The sequence below is a fragment of the Variovorax sp. P4_B10 genome (assembly GCF_056402375.1).
Map to the genome: position 1 here is coordinate 20,909 of NZ_JBFUHN010000036.1, position 22,958 is coordinate 43,866.

Here is a 22,958-nt window from a genome sequence, read left to right on the forward strand (position 1 = left end):
TTCCGGCGGAATATAGGACGGCACCGCCCTGTCGTCAAACAATTTACAAAAATCGGTACGTCTTGTCTTGTTTTTTATAAAAGCACTATGATCCGCCCCATGAAGATCGTCAAAGGGCTTGCGCCCGAAACCGCGGAACCGGCGCCGGGCGACACGCCGACCATGCGCCTCTTCGGGCTGCTCGAAGTCATGGCCGCCAAGGACAAGCGCTACGCGCTGCAGGGCCTGGTGGAAGAAACCGGCATGCCCAAGCCCACGCTGCACCGCATGCTCCAGCAGCTCGAAGGCGCGGGCCTGCTGCAGCGCGAGGGCGACGGCCGCCACTACGGCATCGGCACGCGGTTGCGGCGCCTGGCCGAGAACCTGCTGCTCAACGACAGCCTGCACGGTGCGCGCCATACGGTGCTGCGTCAACTGGTGGAAGAAATCGGCGAGAGCTGCAACCTCACCGCCCTGTCGGGCAGCGAGGTGGTGTACCTCGACCGCGTGGAAACCGCCGCGCCGCTGCGCTTCTACCTGCACTCGGGTTCGCGCGTGCCGGTGCACTGCTCGGCCAGCGGCAAGATCTTTCTCGCGCAGATGAGCCTCGCGCAGCGCCGCCGCCTGCTGTCCAACGCGCCGCTCGAGCCGTACACGCCCAAGACGCTGACCGACCCCGAGGCGCTGGAGAAGGAAGTGCAGCGCGTGCGCAAGGACGGCTACGCCATCGACAACGAAGAGTTCCTGCCCGGCCTGCTGTGCATTGCGGCGCTGGTGCCCTCCGGCGACGACGGCCCTTCCAACCTGTGCATCGCGGTGCAGGCGCCGATCATGCGGCTCGATGCCGCGAAGGCGAAGACGCTGCTGCCCGCGCTGCAGCGCGCCGCGCAGGCGCTGAGCCGCATCGACGCCGATGCCGGCACCGACCGCGCGCAGGCCTGAGCCACCCGCATTCCCCGAAAGCCCGCCGTGACCGATACCGCAGCGCTGCGACCCGACCGGATGCTCAGCGTGCGCGAGGTGTTCGGCATCGACACCGACCTGCAGGTGCCCGCCTTCAGCCATTGCGGAGGACTCGACGACCACGTGCCCGAGGTCGATGCGGTCTACCGCTTCAACCCCGACGTGACGCTCGCCATCCTCGCCGGCTTCACGCGCGACCGCCGGGTGATGGTGCAGGGCCTGCACGGCACCGGCAAGTCGACCCACATCGAGCAGGTGGCGGCGCGCCTGAACTGGCCCTGCGTGCGGCTCAACCTCGACGGCCACATCAGCCGGCTCGACCTCGTGGGCAAGGACGCGGTGGTGCTCCGCGAAGGGCAGCAAGTGACCGAGTTCCAGGAAGGCATCGTGCCGTGGTCGCTGCAGCGGCCCGTGGCGCTGGTCTTCGACGAGTACGACGCGGGGCGGCCCGACGTGATGTTCGTCATCCAGCGCATCCTGGAGCGCGACGGCAAGTTCACGCTGATGGACCAGAACAAGGTGCTGCGGCCGCACCCCTTCTTTCGCCTGTTCGCGACGGCCAACACGGTGGGCCTGGGCAACCTCAACGGGCTCTACCACGGCGCGCAGCGGCTCAACCACGCGCAGATCGACCGCTGGAACATCGTGGCTTCGCTCAACTACCTGCCGGCCGATGAAGAGATCGCGATCGTGCAGGCGCGCGTGCCGTCGCTGGCCGACGATGCGGGCCGCAAGCTGGTCGCATCGATGGTGGCCGTGGCCGATCTCACGCGCAAGGGCTTCGCAGCCGGCGACCTCTCGACGCTGATGTCGCCGCGCACCGTCATCACCTGGGCCGAGAACGTCGAGATCTTCAAGGATCCGGCACTCGCATTCCGCCTTTCCTTCGTGAACAAGTGCGACGACGCCGAGCGGCCGCTGGTGGCCGAATATTTCCAGCGCTGCTTCGACCAGGAACTGAAGGAGTCGCACCAGCTTTCGTCGGGCCCGCGCGAATGACCGACACGCCCGCGAGCGCGATGCAGCGCCGCGTGCGGCAGGAGGAACAGGTGGCCGAGCTTTGCGCGGGGGTGGTGCGGGCCTTCAGCGGCGAGCGCGACCTGCACTTTCGCGGACGACGCCTGCACCGTGGGCGCGTGGCCCTGCCGTGGTTTGCGCCGCATCTGCATCCCTCGCCGGAGACCGACGACTTCGCATCGTTTCGCGGCGTGGCCGATGGGCTGGCATTGCGGCTCACGCTCTCGGACGCGGCCGTCCATGCCGGCCTGCAACCCGAGGAGCCCGTCGAGCGCATGCTGTTCGAGATGCTCGAACAGTTCCGCGCCGAAGCGCTCGCACCCGAGGTCATGGCCGGCATGCGCCGCAACCTGCGGCACCGCCACGAACAGTGGTCGCTCGCCTTCCATCACTCCGGCCTGACCGACACGGCCCGTGGCCTCCTGCTCTACGCCGTCGCACAGATCTGCCGCGCCCGCGTGAGCGGCCAGCAGGTGGTGGAAGAAACCGAGGACATGCTCGAAGCCACGCGCTTCGCGCTCGCACCGCTGATCGGCCATGCCCTCGCCGGCCTGCGCCGCGACCGGGCGGACCAGGCCGCCTATGCCGTGCACGCCCTTGCCATCGCACGCACCGTGGCCGCGATGCTGCACGAAGCCGGCGAAGAAAACAGCAGCGCCGCGCGCGATCCGCAGGTCGACGACAAGCGCAGCGTGTTCAGCCTCGTCGCCGACATGGACCAGGAGATCGTCGAGCGCTTCACCACCGCCGAGTCGGGCCGCAGCAAGCTGCTCGACGACGCAGGCGGCGCCTACCGCGTCTTCACCACCGCTTATGACCGCGAGCACGATGCCGCCACACTCGCACGCAAGGAAGTGCTCGCCGGGCATCGCGAAAAGCTCGACCGCCGCATCGCCGCACAGGGCGTGAATATCGCCCGCCTCGCCCGCGAGCTGCACGCGCTGCTGGCCGACCCCGCGCGCGACGGCTGGGACGGCGCTCAGGAAGAAGGCCTGATCGACGGCCGCCGCCTCGCGCAACTCGTGGCCTCGCCGACCGAGCGCCGCCTGTTCCGCACCGAACGCATGGCGCCGGTGGCCGACTGCATGGTGAGCTTCCTCATCGACTGCTCGGGCTCGATGAAAGAGCACGCCGAACCGGTCGCGATGATGGTCGACGTGTTCGCGCGTGCGCTCGAACAGGCGGGCGTGACCAGCGAGGTGCTGGGCTTCACCACCGGCGCATGGAATGGCGGCCGGGCGCAGCGCGAGTGGATGCGCGCTGGCAGGCCGCTTCACCCCGGCCGCCTCAACGAGCGCTGCCATCTCGTCTTCAAGGCCGCTGCCATGCCCTGGCGGCGCGCACGCCCCGCCATGGCCGCGCTGCTGAAGGCCGACCTGTTCCGCGAAGGCATCGACGGCGAGGCGGTCGACTGGGCCTGCCTGCGCCTGCGCCAGCGCCCCGAGGCCCGCAAGCTGCTGCTCGTGATTTCCGACGGCTCGCCGATGGACAGCGCCACGCATCTCGCCAACGACGCGCACTACCTCGACCACCACCTGCGCGACGTGGTCGCGCGGCAGGAGCAGCGCGGCGGCATCGAGATCGCCGGCATCGGCGTCGGGCTGGACCTGAGCCCGTACTACGGCCGCAGCCACGTGCTCGACCTCGCGGCCTCCACCGGCAACACCATCTTCCGCGAGGTGATCGACCTCATGGCGGGGCGCCACCGGCGCTGAGAGCGCTGTTTGCGATCTATTCGGGGCCACTTTGGGGGCTGCTGTTCAGGGCGTGATCACGCCGACGGGGTACCTTGCTCCGCGAATGTCCCCCGGCGCGGCCTAAGGCCGCATGCCTCCTCCTTTATTTCGCTGCGCAAGGCACCCCATCGGCGTGATCCCTCAGAGCACTGGTTGATCGGCCGCAAACCAGCAGCGTGCCCTCGTGCACAGGGCACCGGGTGCTCCCCGCAGCGAAATAAAGGAGGAGCGAAGCGGGGGACATTCGCGGAGGGGAGTACCCGGTGTCCTGTGCACGCACCCCGAACAGATCGCAAACAGGCTCTGAGACATTTAGAACTACATCCAAAGCCCCGATTGACAAAGGGCAGCCCTGGTTCTTACATTGCGTTTCACATCCGAGAACAGCGTTCCAATATTTGGAACGCCTCTGAAAGCCTCATGGACTCCACGCTTGCCAAGGGCCTCGCCGCCATCGAATGGATGACGCGCCAACAGCGCGACTGCCGCGTCACCGACCTGGCGCAGGCCTTCGGCATGGCACGCAGCAACGCGCACCGCACGCTGCAGACGCTGGTCGAGTGCGGCTGGGCGGTGCAAGACCCGGACACCAGCGCCTACCGGCCCAGCTTGCGCCTGTTCGAGCTGGGTGCGCTGGTCTCCGAAGCGGCCGACGTCGGCGCGCTGCTTCGGCCGCACCTCGCATCGCTGGCGCAGCTCACCGGAGAGACCATCCACCTCGCGGTGCTCGACGGCGCCGAGATCGTCTACCTCGACAAGTTCGACAGCCCGCTGCCGGTGGCCGCCTATTCGCGCATCGGCGGGCGCGCTGCGGCCTGCTGCGTGGCATCGGGCAAGGCACTGCTTGCAGCGGCCGCGCTGGATGTGCCGGCACTGCGCGAGCGTCTCGGCACGCTGGTGGCGCACACCAGGAACAGCATCACCGACTTCGATGCACTCCTCCTCGAACTGCAACGCACACGCGCTCGCGGCTACGCCGAGAACCGCGAGGAATGGCGCATCGGCGTCTGCGGCCTGGGCGTGCCGGTGTTCAACGCGCGCGGCGAGGCGGTCGCGGCCGTCGGCATGAGCGTGCCCTCGATCCGCTTCGCACGCACCCAGGCGCGCGGATTGGCCGACCGCCTGATGGCCTGCGCACGCGACGCCAGCGTGACGCTCGGCTACCGGGCCAGCCCGGCGCCGTTCGCGCAACTGCCGACATCCACCCCCAAGAGAAGGAGACTCGAATGAATCTGTTCTTCGCCCCCTGGCTGCGCACCGGCCTGCTGGCCGCGGCGGCCCTGGCCGCACCCTTCGCAACCCAGGCGCAAAACGGCAGCGACTACCCGGTCAAGCCGATCCGCCTGATCGTGCCCTACCCGCCCGGCGGCGGCACCGACGTGATCGCGCGCATCGTGCAGGAGCGCTTCTCGACCCTGCTGGGCCAGCAGGTGCTGATCGACAACCGCGGCGGCGCGGCCGGCTCCATCGGCACGGAAGTCGTGGCCAAGTCGGCGCCCGACGGCTACACGGTGCTGTTCACGCTCTCTTCGCACACCATCAATCCGGCCATCTACACCAAGCTGAGCTTCGACACCGCGAAGGACTTCGCGCCGGTCGGCCTGGTCGCCTCGCTGCCGCAGATCCTGGTGGCCAACACGCAGTTCGCGCCGAACACGGTGGCCGAGGTGGTGGCGCTTGCCAGGGCCAAGCCCGACAGCATCTCCTTCGCCTCGGTGGGCAACGGCTCGCCCGGGCACCTGGCGGGCGAATTGCTCAAGCTGCGCACCGGCACGCACATGACGCACATCCCCTACCGCGGCGGCGGCCCGGCCGTGACCGACGTGATGGGCGGGCAAGTGCCGTTGCTGTGGGTGTCGATTCCCGCGGCGGCGCAGTTCGTGAAGGCCGGCAAGCTCAAGGCGCTCGCGGTCTCGACCACCAAGCGCAGCGCGGCCTTCCCCGACGTGCCGACGATGCAGGAGGCCGGCATTCCCGACTTCGACGTCGACTCCTGGTACGCGGTGTTCGTGCCGGCCAAGACGCCGCAGCCCACCATCGACAAGCTCAACCGCGTGATCAACACCGTGGTCAAGGAACCCGAGATCCGCGACAAGCTGCTGGCGCAAGGCAGCGAAGGCGTCGGCGGCACGCCCGAGCAACTCGGCAAGGTCGTGACCACCGAACTGGTGCGCTGGCAAAAGCTCGCGAAAGAAGCCAGCATCAAAGTCGATTGATCGATACAGACAGACCCATGGAACATCCAGTCCCCTCCTCCCCCATCGCCGAACTGGTGGCGCGTGCCCGCGCCGCGCAGCGCATCTACGAAACCTGGTCGCAGGCCCAGGTCGACACCGCCGTGGTCGCGGCCGGCTGGGCCATCGTCGAGCCGGCGCGCAACCGCGAGCTGGCCGAGCTGGCGGTGGCCGACACCGGCGTGGGCAACGTCGAGGACAAGGTCCGCAAGAACCATCGCAAGACCTTCGGCCTGCTGCGCGACCTGCATGGCGCGCGCTCGGTCGGCGTGATCGCCGAGGACCCGGCGCGCGGCATCGTCGAGATCGCACGGCCCGTGGGCGTGGTGTGCGCGGTCACGCCCTCGACCAACCCCGGCGCAACGCCGGCCAACAAGATCATCAATGCGCTCAAGGGGCGCAATGCGGTCATCGTCGCACCCTCGCCCAAGGGCTGGTCGACGGCGGCGCGGCTCATCGGGTTCATCCACCAGCAGTTCGACCGCATCGGCGCGCCGCGCGACCTGGTGCAGCTGCTGCCCCTGCCGATCAACAAGCAGGCAACGGCCGAGCTGATGCGCCTGTGCGACCTGGTGGTGGCGACCGGCTCGCAGGCCAACGTGCGCGCGGCCTATGCGAGCGGCACGCCGGCTTTCGGCGTGGGCGCGGGCAACGTGGCGGGCATCGTCGACGAAACGGCCGATGTGAACGCGGCCGCCGAGCGCATCGTGCGCTCCAAGACCTTCGACAACGCGACCAGCTGCTCGTCGGAGAACAGCCTGGTGATCGTCGATGCGGTGCGCGCAGCGATGCTCGCTGCGCTCAAGGATCGGGGCGCCGTCATGCTCGCGGCGCCGCAGAAGGCCACGCTGCAGGCGCTGATGTGGCCCGACGGCAAGCTCTCGGCCGCCGTCATCGGCCAGTCGGCGCGCGTGATCGCCGAGCGCGCCGCGGCGGTCGATGGCGCCAATCGCGCGGGCTGGCTGGCGATTGCCGCCACCGATCCGCGCATCCTCATGGTGGCGGAAGACGGCGTGGGCCACGATCACCCGTTCTCGGGCGAGAAGCTGAGCCCGGTGCTCGCGATCTATGCCGCACGCGATTTCGAGGAAGCCGCCGCCACGGTCGAGCGCATCTATGCCTATGAAGGCGCCGGCCATTCGGTCGGCCTGCACAGCGCCGTGCCCGAACGCGCGCTCATGCTCGGCCTCACGCTGCCGGTGTCGCGCGTGATCGTCGACCAGGCGCACTGCATCGCCACCGGCGGCAGCTTCGACAACGGCCTGCCCTTCTCGCTGTCGATGGGCTGCGGCACCTGGGGCAAGAACAACTTCTCCGACAACATGAACTTCCGGCACTACCTGAACATCACGCGCGTGTCGCGGCCGATTCCGGAGAAGGTGCCGAGCGAGGACGAGATCTTCGGCGCCTTCTTCGCAGCGCACGGGGCGACATGAGGGACGTGGCTGCGTCCACGGTCCACGCGCTGGTCGAGCGGCAGGCGGCGCTGCGGCCGCATGCGGTGTATGCCCGATCGACCGAGAGCGAGCGCCAGGTCACCTACGGTGAACTCGCGCACGGCTGCCGCCGCATTGCCGCCGCGCTCCGGGCCCACGGCGCGCAGCCGGGCGACACGGTGTCGGTGGTGATGCCCAACGGGCTGCAGACGCTGCGCCTGTTGCTGGGCGCGATGCATGCCGGCTTTTGCGTGAACCCGGTCAACCTGCTCTCGCAGCCGGAACAAATGCGCTACGTGCTCTCGCACGCCGACTGCCGCCTGGTCTGCGTGGCGCCCGAGTGGGAAGCGCGCGTGCGCGGCATCGTTCAGTCCTTCGACCGCCCCGTGACGCTGATCGTGGTCGACCCCGACGCCGAGGCGCTGCCGGGCGAAACGGATGCACTGCGGGATGCAGCGCCACCCCCGCCTTCACCCGACGCCGTCGCCTTGCTGATGTACACCTCCGGCACCACCGGCATGCCCAAGGGCGTGATGCTGACGCAGCGCAACCTCGCGGCCAATGCGCATGCCATCGGCACCGAGCATGCGCTGCAGCCGGCGGACCGGGTGCTCGCGGTGCTGCCGCTCTATCACATCAACGCCTTCGTCGTGACCATGCTGGCGCCGCTCGCGCACGGCGGCAGCCTCGCGATGCCGCCGAAATTCTCGGCCGGCCGCTTCTGGGCGCAGGCCGCGCAGACGCAGTGCAGCTGGATCAACGTGGTGCCCACCATGATCTCGTACCTGCTCGAAGGCCCGAAGCCGCCGCGCGCGCAGACGCTGGCCATCCGCTTCTGCCGCTCGGCCTCGGCCGCGCTGCCGCCCGAGCACCACCGCGCCTTCGAGCAGATGTTCGGCATCGGCATCGTCGAGACCATGGGCCTCACCGAGACTGCCGCGCCCTCGTTCTCCAACCCCATGGACCCGGCCGCGCGCAAGCTCGGCGCGGTGGGCCGCGCCTCGGGCTGCATGGCGGGCGTGGTGGATGCAACACTGGCGGCGGTGCCCAGCGGCACGACCGGCGAGATCGTGATCCGCGGGCCGAACGTGATGCTCGGCTACTACAAGAACGAGGAAGCGACCCGCGCCAGCTTCACGCCCGACGGCTGGCTGCGCACCGGCGACCTCGGCCACCGCGACGAAGACGGCTTCTTCTTCGTCACCGGCCGCATCAAGGAGCTGATCATCAAGGGCGGCGAGAACATCGCGCCGCGCGAGATCGACGAGGCGCTGCTGCAGCACCCCGCGGTGCTCGAAGCCGCGGCGGTGGGCGTGCCCGACCGCCACTACGGCCAGGAGATCGGCGTGTGCATCGTGTTGCGCGAAGGCTGCAGCTGCACCGAAGAAGAGCTGCACGCCTTCAGCGTCACCGTGCTCGGCCGCTATAAAGCGCCCGGCCACTACCGCTTCGTCGCCGACCTGCCGCGCGGGCCTTCCGGAAAGGTGCAGCGCCTGAAGCTGCTGCCGCTGTTCGAGGTGTGACGGCGGGCTATGCTCCCCGCTGACATGCCGACCTCCATCGCCATCCCTTCTTCGCCGTGGAAGACTGYGGCCACCGGTGCCTGGGTCTTCCTGCTTGCGGCCGCAGGCAACGCAGCGGCCGCAGCAGGTTGCCTCGACACAGCCGCGCAGATTCCGTCGCCGCCCCACGCACTCGCCATGGCGGCCTTCGCGCGGCAGGAGCACCAGGCCTTCGGCGCCCAGACCATGGACGCCGAAGGCCGCCTCACCAGCGCCGGCGACTGGGAGGCCGAAGACGTCCGCCGCTCGGCGCTGGACCTCGCACCGTGGCAACGGGTGCTCGGCTACTGGCAGGCGACCGGCGTGCGGCTGCGCGGCACCGATCCCGACCGGGTGGCCGCCCCGTCCGAACCGCCTTCCATCGACACCGCCTTGCGCCGCGTCGCGGTGATCGACGCACCGTGGTCCGCGGCCTTCATCAGCTGGCTCGCGCGGCAGGCAGGGCTCGGCCCGGACGAGTTCGTTTTCTCGGAGGCGCATGCCGACTACGCAGGCGCCGCATGGCGCGCAGGGCTCGACGAGGCCGCAGGCCTGGCAACGCGCTACGCCCTGCGCGCCTGCGACCTGACCCGCACGCCGCCGCGCGTCGGCGATCTCGCCTGCCAGGCACGCGATGCCGGTGCCGGGCTCGACAGCTTCGACAAGATCGGCGAGGTGCTGGCCCGGCGCCCCACCGGCGGCGAGCCGCTGCCGATGCATTGCGATGTGGTCGTGGCCGTCGATGCCACGGGCTTCGACGCCGTGGGCGGCAACGTGGTCCAGTCGGTCACCTCGCGCCGCCTGGCTTTCGCGCCCGGCACGAAGCTGCTGGACCCGAGCTACCTGCCCGAGGGCTGCACCGCCGGTGCGGCCGGATGCATCGACCGCCACATGAGCCGGCAGCCCTGGTCGCTGCTGCTGCAGTGGCGTTGAGGGGTGGGCCCCGCCTACCGGTAGAACGCCTCGACCCTGCCCTTCAGCTTGAGCAGCAGCGGGTAGCCCTTGCGGTCCACCGCCTTGCCCGCGGGCACCTTGATCCAGCCTTCGCTGATGCAGTACTCCTCCACGTCGAACCGCTCCTTGTCGTTGAATCGGATGCCGATGTCGTGCTCGAAGATGGCGGCCACATGGTGCGGGCTGCGCGCATCGGTGGACAGGCGGTCGGGAAGGGGCGGACGGGGTGTGGCTTCGGTCATGGGTCGCGGTTTATTCGAAATCGACCCGAATGATAGGACCTCGGCCTAACGCCGCTTCTTCCAGGCCTTGGCAGCGGGCTTCGGTGCGAAGCCCAGGGCGGCGCGCGCCAGTGCGTCGGCCTCCGCGTTGCGATGGCGCGGAATCCATTGCACGCTCGCCTCCTCGAACGTACCGAGCAAGGCACGGGCATCGTCGAACAGCGGGGCCAGGCGTGCGATCGGCCGGGCATCGGCCGCGCTGAGCTGCTCGACCAGGATGCTGTTGTCGCTGTATGCGAGGACGGACGTCGCGCCCCGGGCCCGCAGTGCCTCGAGGGCCAGGGTCAGCGCCCGCAGTTCGGCTTCGTTGTTGCAGCCCGTGGTGTGCGTGGCCTGCGAGAGCGTGTGGCGGGTGCCGTCGGGCTGCGTGATGACGGCGCCGATGCCCATGCGCCCCGGGTTCGGCATGGCGCTGCCGTCGCAGTAGACGGTCCAGGGGCGAAGGCGCTCGGGCGCGGGAAGATTCATGGGTGGGTGCGTTTCGCGGCTGGCGAGCCAGCCGGCCGGCCGCGCCGGCGTTCAGCAGTTGCTGCGCTTGATGCCCGCGAGGTTCTGGCAGGGCCGCTGGCCCGGTGGCGGCCCCGGGTCGCGCAGCTGCTGCGGCGGCTGGCGATAGGCCGGGCGGCGGGGACCGTCGTAGTACGGGTCCGGTCCGAGGATGTAGACCGGGGGATCGGCGGCGGGCTGCTCGACGATCGGGTTGCGCGGAATGATCGCCAGACCTGGCGGCGCGGCCGTCGGCGGCGGTGCGTAGGCCGACGGGCCCGACGCCTCGGGCTGCGAGCGCGGCATCGGCACCGGTGGCGGCGGCGACTCGTCGATCGGCACCTGGCGCGACACCCGGCTGCCCGGCGGACAACGACCGTCGGTGTACGAGATCTTCCCGCTGGCATCGGTGCAGCGCACCACATCCGCCTGCGCAGCCAGGGCGACGAAAAAGAGCGGAATGAAGAAGGCCGGTGCGCGCATGGAGGGGTTCTAACAGATTGCGTCCCGAAGCCCAATCCGGCCGGCGCTATCGTATCGTTGCGAGTGTGCCGATTCCCTGTCCCACCGCCTGCCATGCCCCTGCCATTCCCTCCAAGACTGCCACGCGCGCGCCTGCCGTGCCGCGCGCCATGACGTCCCCGATGGACAGGATCGCCGTTGCCGACTTGCCGCGCAGCGCGAGTTCCCCGCTCTTCGCCCGCCTGCGCCCCGCGCTGGGCCAGGTGAACCTGCGCGCCCCGCTCCCGCGCGAAGCCGCGCGCTGGCACACCCACACCATCGGCGGCAGGCAGCGGCGCTTTGCGCAACCCGTCACTTTCACGCCGTACGCGGCGGTGCAGCCCTGCTCGGCGCGCTGCAGCTTCTGCTCGGAGAACCTGCGCAAGGCCGATGGCGGAACGCCGGCGTCCCGGCTGCGGCCGGCGCCCACCTACTTCGACGGCCTGTCCCGCGCGCTGCGGGCATTGCGCGGCGTGCCGCTCTCGTGGTCGCTCTCGGGCCTCGAAACGAGCGACGACGCCGACTGGATGCTTCAGCTGCTCGGCACGCTGGCCGCCGGCGAAGGCGACGGCCCGGTCGTCGAAGACCGCGTGCTCTACACCAACGGCGCCGGCTTCGCGGCGCCGCGAGGCGAGGTGCTGCGGCGCGCGCTGCAGGACTTCGGCCTGAGCTGGCTGGAGCTGTCCCGCCACCACCATGAAGGCACGGTCAACCAGGCCATCATGCGGTTCCGGCCCGGGGTGGCGATCGGCGACCAGGCCGTGTTCGAACGCACCGCGCGGCAGCTGGCCGATGCCGTTGCGCTGCGCCTCGTGTGCATCCTGCAGCGCAGCGGCGTCGCGCAGCCGCAGGATGTGGCGGCGTACCTCGCGTGGGCACGGCGCTGCGGCGCCGGCACCGTCGTCTTCCGGGAGTTCTCGCGGCTCGACGACGGCTACCGGGACAACGCCACCGCGCGCTACCTGGGCGCGGAACGGGTGTCGATGGACGACCTGCTGGCGGCCTGCCTCGACGATCCGGCCCTCTCGCGCGAATGGACGATCGAGAGCCTCACCGAGGGCTACTACTTCTGGAACCTGCGCTTGCGCACCGCGAGCGGGCTGGCCGTCGTCTTCGAAAGCGCCGACTACGGCGCCATGCACGAACGCCACGCGACCGGGGACATCTACAAGCTGGTCTACTTTCCCGACGGCCAGCTGTGCGCCGGCTGGGAGCCCGGGCGCGACGTGCTGCTCGACACCCGCATCGGACAGGCGAAAAGCCCATGACCGGCCACAGCTGGCTGATGCTCGACCACGAGTCGCCGCACCACAGGCTGCCGGAAGACCTGCGCGCACGCGACCCGCTGGGCGGGCGCGATTGCGGATGGGTCGAGCAGATGCTGCCCTTCGTGCGCCGGTTCTCCCGGCAAGGCGACACGGTCTTCGATCCGTTCGCGGGCTTCGGCACGACCCTGCTGGCAGCGCGGCTGGAAGACCGGCTGGCGTCGGGCTGCGAGATCGACGCGGGGCGGATCGATCTCATCCGCGAGCGGCTGGCGCGCCATGGCCTCGCGCACGGCACGACACTCCTGCACGGCTCGTGCGACACGCTCGACGCCGCCGCGCTGCCGCCCTTCGACCTCTGCCTGACCAACGTGCCCTACTTCGGTTGCCGATGGACAGGCGCCGCCGCGGCCTCCCAGCTCTACGACAGCCAGAGCTATGCGCAGCACCTGGAGGGGCTGCGCAACGTGTTCCATCGCGTGCGCGCGGGGCTGCGCGAAGGCGGTGCCTGCATCGCGATGGCACAGAACATCCGCCTCGGCGAACGCGTGCTGCCGCTGGCCTTCGACCTCGCACGCATCCTGGGCTCGCTCTTCACCATGGAAGAGGAGCGCGTGCTGGTCTATCCGCACGACAGCGAAGACAGCGGCCCTGGCGACACGTCCGCGATGCGAACGGACCGGCGCCACGAATACGCGCTGGTCTTCCGCAAGCAGCGCGAGCGCATCGAACTGCAAGGTACCGCCGACCTGCTCGATGCCCTGCGCACGCAGGGGCATGCCTTCACATTGATCGGCAGTTTCGCGCGATGGCTGCGCGACCCGCAAGGCACGCCGCCCGCGGATGCGGACATCCGTGTCGACGCCGACCCGCAGCGCCTCGATGCCCTGCTGCATGGGTTGCGTGAACGGGGCTTCGCGTTGACGAGCTGGGGAGAGCCCGTGGCGCTGCCCCTTCACTTCGACAGCTACCGCGGGCGCTACTACTTCCGCGCCGACCGGATCGACAGCAGCGGCGCTCTGGTGAGGCTGGACATCTGCTACGAGCTGCGCTGAAATGGAACCGGGTTTCGGTTCGATTTCGGCCGGGGCTTTGGGGATGCGGGTCACCGTGGGCGTGATCGTTCAGAGCACTGGTTGATCGGCCGCGAACCAGCAGCGTGCCCTCGTGCACAGGGCACCGGGTGCTCCCCGCAGCGAAATAAAGGAGGAGCGAAGCGGGGGACATTCGCGGAGGGGAGCACCCGGTGGCCTGTGCACGCACCCCGAATGCAGCGCGCCGCACAAAGCCTGCCGGATGCCCCTACCGGCCGCTCCCCCAACCCCGAAGCTGGAACAATGCGCCCATCCATGGACGGCCTCGATCTCATCAAAACATTCCGCGAAGTCGCGTTCCGGCGCAGCTTCTCTCGTGCAGCCGATTCGCTGGGCATGTCCAAAGCCACGGTCAGCCGCTATGTGGCCGAGCTGGAAACCCGCAGCGGCGTGCGCCTGCTCAACCGCTCGACCCGCTCCCTGAGCCTGACGGACGCCGGCCAGGTGCTGCTCGACCGCAGCACCGAGCTGGTGACGATGGCCGAGAACACGCTGAACGACCTGCAGGGCCACGGCGCCCACCCGCGCGGCCGCCTGCGCATGAGCGCGCCGAACGGTCTGATCGCCGGCTGGCTGTCGGACGTGATCGCCGCGTTCATCAAGTTATATCCCGATGTGTACGTGAGCCTGGTGTTCACCAACCACGCCATCGACCTGATCGAGGAAGGCATCGACATCCATCTGACGGGCGGCCGCATTGACGACATGAACCTGATCGTGCGCCGGCTGGTGAAGTTCGACATGGTGGTCTGCGCCACGCCGGCCTACTGGGCCCAGCGCGGCATTCCGCAGGTGCCCGACGACATGGCCCGGCACGACGTGCTGAGCTATTCGGCGGCGCCCACCACGCACCTGTCGTTCGAGATCGATGGCAAGCCGCACGAGGTGCCGGTGCACAGCCGCATGGAAGCCAACGACGCGGTGGCGCTCATCGAGCTGGCGTTGCGCAGCGTAGGCGCGGTGTACGTGCCCGAGCCGCTGGCGCAGGCGCACCTGGAGCGCGGCGCGCTGGTGCCGGTGCTGCGCGAGTACATGCCGCGCGACCACGACCACTGGCTGTACGCCGCCTACTCGCAGCGCCGCCACAACAGCGCGGCCATGCGCGCGATGCTCGACTTTCTGGAGCAGTCGATGGGCTCCGACGGCGAGAACCCGGTGCTGCCGCCGCTGCCGGCGCTGTCCCCGGTTTCTCCTCATCCACCGACAGCGTCGCTGCCTCCTACATGCGCCCTTTCCATGGCACAAGGCGTCGCTCGAGCCAGCGCATCAGCAGGTCGAACAGATAAGCCACCACGCCAATCACGATGATGCCCATGATGACGATGTCGGTGCGCAGGAAGTTCGACGCGTTCAGCACCATCTGACCCAGGCCCATGTTGGCCGCCACCATCTCGGCGGCCACCAGCGTGGTCCAGCCGAAGCCGATGGCGATGCGCATGCCCACCAGGATGTCGGGCAGCGCCGACGGCAGGATGACGTGGCGGATCACCTGCATGTAGCTCGCGCCCATCGAGTACGCCGCATTGATCTGCTCCTGCGAGGCGCTGCGCATGCCCGAGCGCGCGGCCAGCGCCAGCGGCGCGAAGCAGCTCAGGAAGATCAGCAGCACCTTCGGCAGCTCGTCGATGCCGAACCAGATGATGATCAGCGGCAGGTAGGCCAGCGGCGGCAGCGGCCGGTAGAACTCCAGCGGCGGATCGAAGATGCCGCGCCAGAAGCGGCTCATGCCCATCGCGATGCCCACCGGAATGGCCGTGGCGCAGGCCAGGAAGAAGGCCGAGAACACGCGGAACATGCTCGCCAGGAAGTGTTGCCACAGCGGCTTGTCGTTGGCCYGGCCCGTGAGGTATTCGTAGAACTGCTGGAACACCGCCTGCGGCGTCGGCAGGAACAGCGGCTTGACCCAGCCCATGTTGGTGACGATGAACCACAGTGCGACCAGCGCCGCCACGGTGACCACGCTGATGGTCACGCTCGAGCCCTCGCCCGGCACCTTGAAGGCGCTGGTCTTGAGCTTGGCACCGGGCGCGGGAGGCGGCGGCGCAGCGGGCTTGGAGGGTGGCGTCATGGCGGCGGCAGCAACAGGCGACGCAATCGTGACCTCAGGCATGGGCAGCCTCGCGATGATGAACGATGGAGAGAACCTCTTCGCGCATGCGGATGAATTCGGGTTCCGATTTCACCTTGCGCGAATCGCCGTGCGCAAGGTACTGGCGCGAGAACGGCACGTCGTCGTAGACGTGCGAGATGCGCCCGGGGCTCGGGCTCATCACGATCAGCCGCGTGGCGAGGAACAGCGCCTCTTCCACCGAGTGGGTGATGAAGAACACCATCTTGTTCGACTGGGACCAGGCCTTGAGCAGGATCTCCTGCACCTGCTCGCGCGTGAACGCATCGAGCGCGCCCATCGGCTCGTCCATCAGCAGCACGGCCGGGTCGCTGGCCAGTGCGCGCGCAATGCCCACCCGCTGCTGCATGCCACCCGAGAGCTCGTACACCGCGCGGTCCGCATACTGCTGCAGGCCGACCAGTGCCAGCTTGTCTTCGGCAATGCGGTCGCGCTCGGCCTTGCCCGTGCCGGCGAGGCGCAGGCCCAGCGCCACGTTGTCGCGCACGTCGAGCCAGGGCATCAGCGCATGCTTCTGGAACACCACGCCGCGGTCCGCACCGGGGCCGATCACGGGCTTTCCGTCGAGCAGGATCTCGCCGGTCGAGGGCGGCAGGAAGCCCGCGATGCTGTTGAGCAGCGTGGTCTTGCCGCACCCCGAGGCGCCGAGCGCGACGACGAAGTCGCCGTCGTGCATCGTGAGGTTGACGGGGGCCAGCGCCTGCAGCGTGCCGCCCTTGACCGCGTAGTTGACCGTGAGGTCGCGGATGTCGAGTGTGGGCATCTCAGTTCTCCATTGCGTGTCGTGTTCTTGACGCTGTTGTTCGGGGCGCGTGCCCAGGACACCGGGTGCTCCCCTCCGCGAATGTCCCCCGCTTCGCTCCTCCTTTATTTCGCTGCGGGGAGCACCCGGTGCCCTGTGCACGAGGGCACGCCGCTGGTTTGCGGCCGATCAACAAGTGCTCTGAGCGCTCACGCCGATGGTGTGCTCTGCGCAGCGAAATAAAGGAGGAGGCATGCGGCCCTAGGCCGCGCCGGGGGACATTCGCGGAGCAGAGCACACCGTCGGCGTGAGCGCGCCCCGAACAGCAGCGCCCCAAACGAAGCACCAAACGCCCCACCTACTTGCCCATCGCCTTGTCCACGTAGACAGTAGTCACGAACGCGCCGTAGTCGGGCTTCACCTCCTGCACCCGCCCCTGCTCCTTGAGGAACGCCGCCGTGCCCGCCATCGCCTTGGCCGCGCCGCCGCCCAGCCACGCCGGCGAGACCTGCTCGGCCATCGTCGGAAAGGTGTAGAGCGCCATGGCCGCGCCCACGTCCTTCGGGTCGGCTTTCGTCCACTTCGCCATCGCCTTGGTCTGCGGCGAATCGGGCGTCCAGCTCTTGCCGGTGGCCTTGTATTCCTCGTTGGCACGGTTGAGCGCCTTCACGAAGGCGATCATGAAAGGCTCGTTGGCCGCAGCCCACTTGGCATTGACCACGATGCCCTCGAAGGTGGGCGCGCCGCGCTTGCCGATGCTGCCCGAGGTGGCGATGGTCTTGCCGGTGCCCTTGATCTTCGACAGCACCGGGTCCCAGATGAAGGTGGCGTCGATGTCGCCGCGCTCCCAGGCGGCCGCGATCTCGGGCGGGCGCATGTTCATCACGTTGACGCTCTTGGGGTCCACGCCGTCCATCTTCATGCCGGCCATGAGCTGGTAGTGCGCGGTGGAGACGAAAGGCGTGGCGACCTTCTTGCCGGCCAGGTCCTTCATGCTGTTGATGCCCGACGCGTTGCGCGCGATGAGTGCTTCGGCATTCGCGATGTCGGCGGAGATCCAGAAGAGCTTGATGTCCTGGCCCTGGCTGGCCGCAGCCGTGAGCGGGCTGGAGCCGGTTTCACCCATCTGCACGTCGCCCGAAGCCATTGCGCGGATGACGTCGCCGCCGCCGGCGAACATGCGCCAGTTGATCTTGTAGCCCGTGGCCTTTTCGACCTCGCCCGATTCCATCACGAGGCGCAGGGGGACCAGCATGTCCTGGTGGGCGAAAGTGAGTTCCTTGGTTTGCGCGAAGGCGGCGTTGCCCAGCGTGGTGAGTGCTGCAGCCAGCACGGCGAGTTGGAGGGGGAGACGGCGGGACATGGTCATCGGGTTTCTCCAGTGGATGAATCTCGCAGCGACTTTGCACGCATCGCCTCCAGCCAGGAAGTACCAGCGCCGATGCGGGCATGGAGCCAGCGTGTCCGTGAATACCCTTGTTCTGGTGCGCCGGGCACGAGAGCGGTGCGTTTTCCCCAGAGACTCAGTGAGTCCGGCCGCCCGCCGGCCGCGCCTCGCCGCGCGCCAGCGCAAGCTCCTCCACGGCCATCCCCAAGGCCCGGATCCCCGCGGGAATCTGCGAAGCCGCAATGGAAGAAAGCCGCAGCCGAAAGAAGGGACACGGATAAGGCGGCTTCGCGAAGAACACATCGCCAGCCTCGATCAGGACCCCGTGATGGCGCGCCATCAACGACAGCTCGGTGGCATCCACCCACGTAGGTGCCTGCACCCATATGGAAGCCCCGCCCGACGGCAGCCGGAACTCGAAATCGGGCAGGTGATCCCGCAGCGCCTGCGCCGCGATCGCCAGCCGCTCCTGCATCGCATGGTTCACCCGCCGCGCATGCGACTCGTGGTGCCCCAGCGAAAGAAACAATGCATAGGCGTGCTGCAGGAAAGCGCTCGGATGCCGCACCATCGCATGCCGGATGACGCGCAGCTCCTTGATGAGCGCGCGGGGCGCCACGATGAAGCCGAGGCGCAGCGCAGGCGAAAGGCTCTTCGACACGGAGCCCACGTAGATCACCCGCCCCGTCTTGTCCAGGCTCTTGAGCGCAGGCATTGGCGTACCTTCGTACAAGTTCTCGGCCTCGTAGTCGTCCTCGATGATCACGAAATCCTGCAGTTCGGCCTTGCGCAGCAGCCATTGCCGCCGCTCCAGGCTGAGCGTCGCAGTGGTCGGACTCTGGTGCGACGGCGTGACGAACAGGTAGTCGGCCGCCGGCAGCGCATCGACCACCAGCCCGTCCTCATCGACATCCACCTCCACCCATTTCGGCTGCCGCAGCGAAAAGCTGTTGCGCGCATGCGGGTGCCCCGGCTCCTCCAGCCCGACCCGGGTCTGCGCGTCGAACAATGCCTCGGCCAGCAGGTAGTACGCATGCTGGGCGCCCATCGTCACGAGGATCTCCTCCTTGAGCGCAAACACCCCGCGCCTGGGCAGCAACCGCGTGCGGATCTGCTCGATCAGGTCGGGCACGTCGTCCGTCTCGAAGTCCGGCGTCCAGTGCGGCAACTGCGAGCGCGCCAGGCTGCGCGCGCAGCACTCGCGGAAATCCTCGGTGGGAAAAAGCTGCGGATCGTAATTGCCGTAGACGAAAGGATACGGATAGTCGCGCCACCGGTCCGGCTTCGACAGCGTGGGCTTGTCGACCAGCGAGCGCAGCACGCGCCCCGACCAGTCCGGCGGCTGGCTCGCCTGTCCGCTGCGCCCCACCAGCGGCTCCGCATGCGCGGCAGAGAGCGGACGCGCGTTGTGCGCCACGAACACGCCGCTGCGCGGGCGCGCCTCCAGAAACCCTTCGTCGATCAGCTGCAGGTACGCCGAGGTGACGGTGTTGCGGCTCAGGCCCAGCAATGCCGCAAGCTCGCGCGACGATGGCAGCGGCGCGCCGGGCGCCAGGTGTTCTTCGAGGATCGCCTGCACCACCGCAGACCGCAGGCGGGCCTGCAGCGGCAGCGCCGGCTGGTCGGGCAGCGCGAAGAGCTGCGCCCATTGGGTGGCTCGCGGATTCGGGGGCATGGTGCGCCGCAGTTTAGGACAGCGCTCGCGATCCGTGGCATTCTGGCTCGGTCGAATCCCCGCAACTGGCCCTATCGCGCCGGCATCCGGCTGCCTACCCTTGCCGTATTCATTTCCGGAGTTCCCGCGTGACCGCCCAGCAGCCTTCCCCTTCAGTGACCACCGCCACCCTCGCCGCCTTCGGCGACGCCTGGAACCGCCACGACATCGACGCCCTCATGAGTTTCATGACGCCCGACTGCGTCTTCCAGACCGCCGCCGGCCCCGACGCCTGCGGCACCCGCCATGTCGGCACCGAGGCCGTGCGCAAGGCCTTCGCATCGGCCTGGCAGGCCGTGCCCGATGCGCAGTGGGTCAATGGCCGGCACTTCGTGCAGGGCGACTTCGGCACCTCGCAATGGACCTTCACCGGCACCGCCGCCGACGGCAGCCGCATCGAGACCGACGGCATCGACGTCTTCACCTTCAGGGACGGCAAGATCCACCTGAAGAACGTGTTCCGCAAGGCCCGACCCAACCTGCCCGCAGCGACGTAGCAAACGCACGGACTTCCTTCTTACTGGAGCCCTCATGACCATGCCAGCAGGGACCGCCCGATTGATCGCCGCCAGCGCCGCCACCATCGACGGCGCCGCCTCCATGCAACCGCCGCAAGCGCCGTTTCGCCCCTACGACCCCCAATACGACCCGCTGCTCGCGGCCGACCCCGGCGCCGGCCGCGCCTACGCGCCCACCTGGTGGGTGGCGAGCGCCGGCCCGCCGCCCGAGGACGACGGGCCGCTCTTGCGCGACATCGATGTGGACGTGGCCATCATCGGCTCGGGCGCAACCGGCATGTCGACCGCGCTGTACCTCGCGCAGGAGCACGGCATCCAGGCCACGGTGCTCGAAGCCAACCAGGCCGCCTGGGGCTGCTCCAGCCGCAGCGGCGGCCAGGGCCAGAACGCGAGCGGCCGGCTCAAGCGCTCGCAGTGGATCGAGCGCTGGGGCCTCGACACCGCGAAGAAGCTCGATGCCGAGATCCGCAGCGGCTTCGAGAACTTCCGCCACCTGACGATGCTGATCGACTGCGACGCCTATGACGGCGGCCACCTCTACCTCGCCCACCGCCCCGAAAAACTCGCGGGCCTCGAAGCCGAAGCCCGCCTGATGCGCGAGACCTTCGGCTACGCCACCCGCATGATGAGCGCCGAGGAAGTGCGGCGCGACTACTGCGACGAACGCGAAACCCGGGGCGCGATGTTCGAGGCCGAAGGCGTGGGCATCCATCCGCTCAAGTTCACCTTCGGCCTGATGCGCAGGGCCCGCGCGCTGGGCGTGACGGTTCACACCTCGAGCCCGGTGCAGGGCTGGTACACCATCGAAGGCGTCCATCACCTGCAGACACCGGCCGGCACGGTGCGCGCGCGCCGCGTGGCGGTGTGCACCGGCGGCTACACGGGGCAGGCGCTCAATCCGCTGCTGAAGAACAGGATCATGCCGATCCTCTCCAACTCGGTGGTGACGCGCCAGCTCAGCGATGCCGAGCTGGCCGCCACCAATTTCAAGTCGCACACCTTCCTGACCGACACGCGCACGCTGCGCTTCTATTATCGGCTGCTCAGGGGCAACCGGCTGCAGATCGGCAGCCGCAGCGCGGTGAGCGGTGCCGATGCCGAACATCCGGTGCACCTGAAGCTGCTGACCGATGCGATCGCGCGCAAGTTCCCGCCGCTGACCGACATCCGCATCGACTACTCGTGGTGGGGCTGGGTCGACATGAGCCACGACATGATGCCGCGCATCACGCAGCCCGATGCGGGCAAGAAGATCTGGTACGCGGTGGGCTACGGCGGCAACGGCGTGTCGTTTTCCACCTGGGCCGGCAAGCGGCTGGCCGAACGCGTGGCGGGAAAGGACACCGGCAAGGACGTGTTCGAACTGCCGATCTACCGCTCGCCGCTGCCCTTCCCCAATGTGGGGGGACTGGTCGAGTCGCGCGCGTTCGCGCCGTTCCGCCGCATCGGCCAGCGCATGCTCTACAAGTGGTACTGGCTGCGGGACGAGAAATAGCCGGTCACGAGAAGTACTTCGTGAGGGCCATCAGGAGGCGGTTCTTTCCCGTGTTCTGAAAGGCGGCGCACAGCCATCGGCCTTCGCGCCGGACCATGGTGAAGGTCTGCACCTTGTTGCGGGACACCGCATTGCCCTTGCCGACGCCGCCCTCGGTCAGCACGACGGCCGCGTCGTCGCCGAGCCGCTGCACCTCCAGCACCTCGATCGCCATGCGGCTGCCCTTCTGCCATCGCGCGAAGACCTCTTCGTGCGCGCGTTCGATGGCCGCACGGCCGATGTAGCACAGGCCGATATAGATGACGTAGCTCGCGCTCTCGGTGAACTGCGCGGCGTAGGCCTTGGCATCGCCCACATCCCAGGCGGCTTTCATCGCGTACAGCGTCTGCTCGATGGAGGATTCCGAATCTGTGCTCATGCATTTGCTCCGTGCGATATGGCTGCATGCTAGCATTAGCTGCATACGTGCAGGTAATTTCAGGTAACGCGACAGACTCAGCAAGATCCGAGATGACCCCACCCAAACAGCTGAGCAACTCGTACCGCCGCTATCTCGCCGAGATCGTCCTGTTCCACCTGGCCGCCGCCGAAGACCTGGGCCTGACGGTCACCGACTACCAGGCCTGCAACATCCTGGAGATGGAAGGCGCGCTGACCAGCGGCGAGCTGGGCCAGCGCCTGGGGCTGACCACCGGCGCCGCCACACGCGCCATCGATCGACTGGTCGACGCCGGCTACGCGCGCAGAACCGTCGACCCCTCGGACAGGCGGCGCGTGGTGGTGGAACACACGGACTTGCTGCCGAAAAACCTGGAAGGCCTGCTCGCGCACGTCAGGGCGCCGATCGCCAAGGTCGTCGAGCAGATGAGCCCCGAGCAGCTGTCCGGGCTGCAGCTGTACCTGGAGGGTGCGACGGCAGCGTATGCGGATGCGCTGGCGCAACTGGGCAAGGACAGATGAAGCCGCAAGCGCCGATCATGTTGAAATCGGCCGTCCCACCAACGCCCTATCAGCAGACGCCATGAGTTCTTCTCTCCTCATCCGCCCACCGACGCCCGACGACTACGCAGGCTGGAAGCCGCTCTGGGACGGCTACAACGCCTTCTACGGACGCGAGGGCCCCACGGCGCTGACCGATGAGATCACGCGGGTCACGTGGCAGCGCTTCTTCGACGCCTACGAACCCGTGCATGCACTCGTCGCGGAGCGCGACGGCAAGCTCGTGGGGCTGACCCACTACCTGTTCCACCGCAGCACGACGCGCATCGAGCCGACCTGCTATTTGCAGGACCTGTTCACGCACTCGTCGCAGCGGGGCCAGGGCGTCGGAAGACAGCTGATCGAGGGCGTGTACGCGCACGTGCAGCGCGCGGGCGGCCACCGCGTGTACTGGCAGACGCATGCGACCAACACGGCCGGACGCACGCTCTACGACAAGGTGGCGACGCACGACGGCTTCATCGTGTACGGCACGCTGGTGTGAACTG

At 68.6% G+C, this 22,958-nt stretch carries 23 protein-coding genes; 15 read left to right on the forward strand and 8 right to left on the reverse strand.

The window, feature by feature from the left end; genetic code table 11:
• Positions 1-87 precede the first annotated feature (87 nt).
• From AC1DXX_RS17855 to AC1DXX_RS17890, 8 genes are all read left to right on the forward strand, one after another.
• Positions 88-921: an IclR family transcriptional regulator gene (locus tag AC1DXX_RS17855; RefSeq protein WP_478135537.1), complete on the forward strand. Its 834-nt coding sequence runs from the start codon at positions 88-90 to the stop codon at positions 919-921.
• 27 nt (positions 922-948) lie between these two features.
• Positions 949-1,941 carry an AAA family ATPase gene (locus tag AC1DXX_RS17860; protein ID WP_478135538.1) on the forward strand — a complete coding sequence of 331 codons (993 nt, stop codon included), beginning with the start codon at positions 949-951 and terminating at the stop codon, positions 1,939-1,941.
• On the forward strand, positions 1,938-3,674 hold the full coding sequence (locus tag AC1DXX_RS17865; protein ID WP_478135539.1) for a cobaltochelatase CobT-related protein: 1,737 nt from the start codon (positions 1,938-1,940) through the stop codon (positions 3,672-3,674). The genes AC1DXX_RS17860 and AC1DXX_RS17865 overlap by 4 nt, the downstream gene beginning before the upstream one ends.
• Before the next feature lie 441 nt (positions 3,675-4,115).
• Positions 4,116-4,925, forward strand: coding sequence for an IclR family transcriptional regulator (locus tag AC1DXX_RS17870; RefSeq protein ID WP_478135540.1), 810 nt, complete (start codon positions 4,116-4,118; stop codon positions 4,923-4,925).
• Positions 4,922-5,911 carry a tripartite tricarboxylate transporter substrate binding protein gene (locus AC1DXX_RS17875; protein WP_478135541.1) on the forward strand — a complete coding sequence of 330 codons (990 nt, stop codon included), beginning with the start codon at positions 4,922-4,924 and terminating at the stop codon, positions 5,909-5,911. The genes AC1DXX_RS17870 and AC1DXX_RS17875 overlap by 4 nt, the downstream gene beginning before the upstream one ends.
• Positions 5,912-5,928: 17 nt before the next feature.
• Entirely contained in the window at positions 5,929-7,365 is a 1,437-nt protein-coding gene (gene sauS, locus AC1DXX_RS17880; RefSeq protein WP_478135542.1) for an acylating sulfoacetaldehyde dehydrogenase, read from the forward strand.
• The gene (locus tag AC1DXX_RS17885) at positions 7,362-8,888 is read left to right on the forward strand and encodes an AMP-binding protein (RefSeq protein WP_478135543.1); all 1,527 of its coding nucleotides are present in this window, start codon (positions 7,362-7,364) and stop codon (positions 8,886-8,888) included. The genes sauS and AC1DXX_RS17885 overlap by 4 nt, the downstream gene beginning before the upstream one ends.
• Positions 8,889-8,912: 24 nt before the next feature.
• Complete coding sequence (locus tag AC1DXX_RS17890; protein WP_478135544.1) at positions 8,913-9,839, forward strand: DUF2272 domain-containing protein; 927 nt, start codon at positions 8,913-8,915, stop codon at positions 9,837-9,839.
• Positions 9,840-9,853: 14 nt separating this feature from the next.
• Here the strand turns inward: AC1DXX_RS17890 and AC1DXX_RS17895 are convergent, their stop codons facing one another.
• Genes AC1DXX_RS17895 through AC1DXX_RS17905 form a run of 3 tightly spaced genes read right to left on the reverse strand, consistent with a single transcriptional unit; the run spans position 9,854 to position 11,110 of the window.
• The gene (locus AC1DXX_RS17895) at positions 9,854-10,102 is read right to left on the reverse strand and encodes a DUF3297 family protein (RefSeq protein WP_478135545.1); all 249 of its coding nucleotides are present in this window, start codon (positions 10,100-10,102) and stop codon (positions 9,854-9,856) included.
• A gap of 45 nt (positions 10,103-10,147) precedes the next feature.
• Positions 10,148-10,609, reverse strand: coding sequence for a ribonuclease HI family protein (locus AC1DXX_RS17900; RefSeq protein WP_478135546.1), 462 nt, complete (start codon positions 10,607-10,609; stop codon positions 10,148-10,150).
• 51 nt (positions 10,610-10,660) lie between these two features.
• Positions 10,661-11,110 (reverse strand): DUF4124 domain-containing protein, encoded by a 450-nt coding sequence (locus AC1DXX_RS17905; protein ID WP_478135547.1) that lies wholly within the window; start codon positions 11,108-11,110, stop codon positions 10,661-10,663.
• Between the two features lie 149 nt (positions 11,111-11,259).
• Between AC1DXX_RS17905 and AC1DXX_RS17910 the strand changes: the two genes are divergently transcribed.
• From AC1DXX_RS17910 to AC1DXX_RS17920, 3 genes are all read left to right on the forward strand, one after another.
• On the forward strand, positions 11,260-12,396 hold the full coding sequence (locus AC1DXX_RS17910) for a hypothetical protein (protein ID WP_478135548.1): 1,137 nt from the start codon (positions 11,260-11,262) through the stop codon (positions 12,394-12,396).
• Entirely contained in the window at positions 12,393-13,448 is a 1,056-nt protein-coding gene (locus tag AC1DXX_RS17915; protein ID WP_478135549.1) for a DNA methyltransferase, read from the forward strand. The genes AC1DXX_RS17910 and AC1DXX_RS17915 overlap by 4 nt, the downstream gene beginning before the upstream one ends.
• Positions 13,449-13,742: 294 nt before the next feature.
• A complete protein-coding gene (locus AC1DXX_RS17920; protein WP_478135550.1) occupies positions 13,743-14,795 on the forward strand; it encodes a LysR family transcriptional regulator in 1,053 nt (350 codons plus the stop codon).
• Here AC1DXX_RS17920 and AC1DXX_RS17925 read toward each other — a convergent pair.
• The 4 genes from AC1DXX_RS17925 to pdxR all read right to left on the reverse strand — a co-directional run bounded on the left by AC1DXX_RS17925 (position 14,707) and on the right by pdxR (position 19,419).
• Positions 14,707-15,597: an ABC transporter permease subunit gene (locus AC1DXX_RS17925; RefSeq protein ID WP_478135551.1), complete on the reverse strand. Its 891-nt coding sequence runs from the start codon at positions 15,595-15,597 to the stop codon at positions 14,707-14,709. The genes AC1DXX_RS17920 and AC1DXX_RS17925 overlap by 89 nt on opposite strands.
• Positions 15,590-16,378: a taurine ABC transporter ATP-binding protein gene (locus AC1DXX_RS17930; protein ID WP_478135552.1), complete on the reverse strand. Its 789-nt coding sequence runs from the start codon at positions 16,376-16,378 to the stop codon at positions 15,590-15,592. The genes AC1DXX_RS17925 and AC1DXX_RS17930 overlap by 8 nt, the downstream gene beginning before the upstream one ends.
• A 337-nt stretch (positions 16,379-16,715) precedes the next feature.
• On the reverse strand, positions 16,716-17,726 hold the full coding sequence (tauA, locus tag AC1DXX_RS17935) for a taurine ABC transporter substrate-binding protein (RefSeq protein ID WP_478135553.1): 1,011 nt from the start codon (positions 17,724-17,726) through the stop codon (positions 16,716-16,718).
• Between the two features lie 154 nt (positions 17,727-17,880).
• Positions 17,881-19,419 carry a MocR-like pyridoxine biosynthesis transcription factor PdxR gene (gene pdxR / locus AC1DXX_RS17940; protein ID WP_478135554.1) on the reverse strand — a complete coding sequence of 513 codons (1,539 nt, stop codon included), beginning with the start codon at positions 19,417-19,419 and terminating at the stop codon, positions 17,881-17,883.
• Between the two features lie 128 nt (positions 19,420-19,547).
• On the opposite strand from pdxR, the gene AC1DXX_RS17945 reads away from it, so the two are divergent.
• Entirely contained in the window at positions 19,548-19,955 is a 408-nt protein-coding gene (locus tag AC1DXX_RS17945) for a nuclear transport factor 2 family protein (RefSeq protein ID WP_478135555.1), read from the forward strand.
• Positions 19,956-20,058: 103 nt separating this feature from the next.
• Positions 20,059-21,471, forward strand: coding sequence for an NAD(P)/FAD-dependent oxidoreductase (locus AC1DXX_RS17950; protein ID WP_478135585.1), 1,413 nt, complete (start codon positions 20,059-20,061; stop codon positions 21,469-21,471).
• Positions 21,472-21,475: 4 nt separating this feature from the next.
• Here the strand turns inward: AC1DXX_RS17950 and AC1DXX_RS17955 are convergent, their stop codons facing one another.
• Complete coding sequence (locus AC1DXX_RS17955; protein ID WP_478135556.1) at positions 21,476-21,889, reverse strand: SgcJ/EcaC family oxidoreductase; 414 nt, start codon at positions 21,887-21,889, stop codon at positions 21,476-21,478.
• 92 nt (positions 21,890-21,981) lie between these two features.
• On the opposite strand from AC1DXX_RS17955, the gene AC1DXX_RS17960 reads away from it, so the two are divergent.
• Both AC1DXX_RS17960 and AC1DXX_RS17965 read left to right on the forward strand, forming a co-directional pair.
• Positions 21,982-22,431: a MarR family winged helix-turn-helix transcriptional regulator gene (locus tag AC1DXX_RS17960; RefSeq protein ID WP_478135557.1), complete on the forward strand. Its 450-nt coding sequence runs from the start codon at positions 21,982-21,984 to the stop codon at positions 22,429-22,431.
• Between the two features lie 61 nt (positions 22,432-22,492).
• Complete coding sequence (locus tag AC1DXX_RS17965) at positions 22,493-22,954, forward strand: N-acetyltransferase family protein (RefSeq protein WP_478135558.1); 462 nt, start codon at positions 22,493-22,495, stop codon at positions 22,952-22,954.
• Positions 22,955-22,958 lie beyond the last annotated feature (4 nt).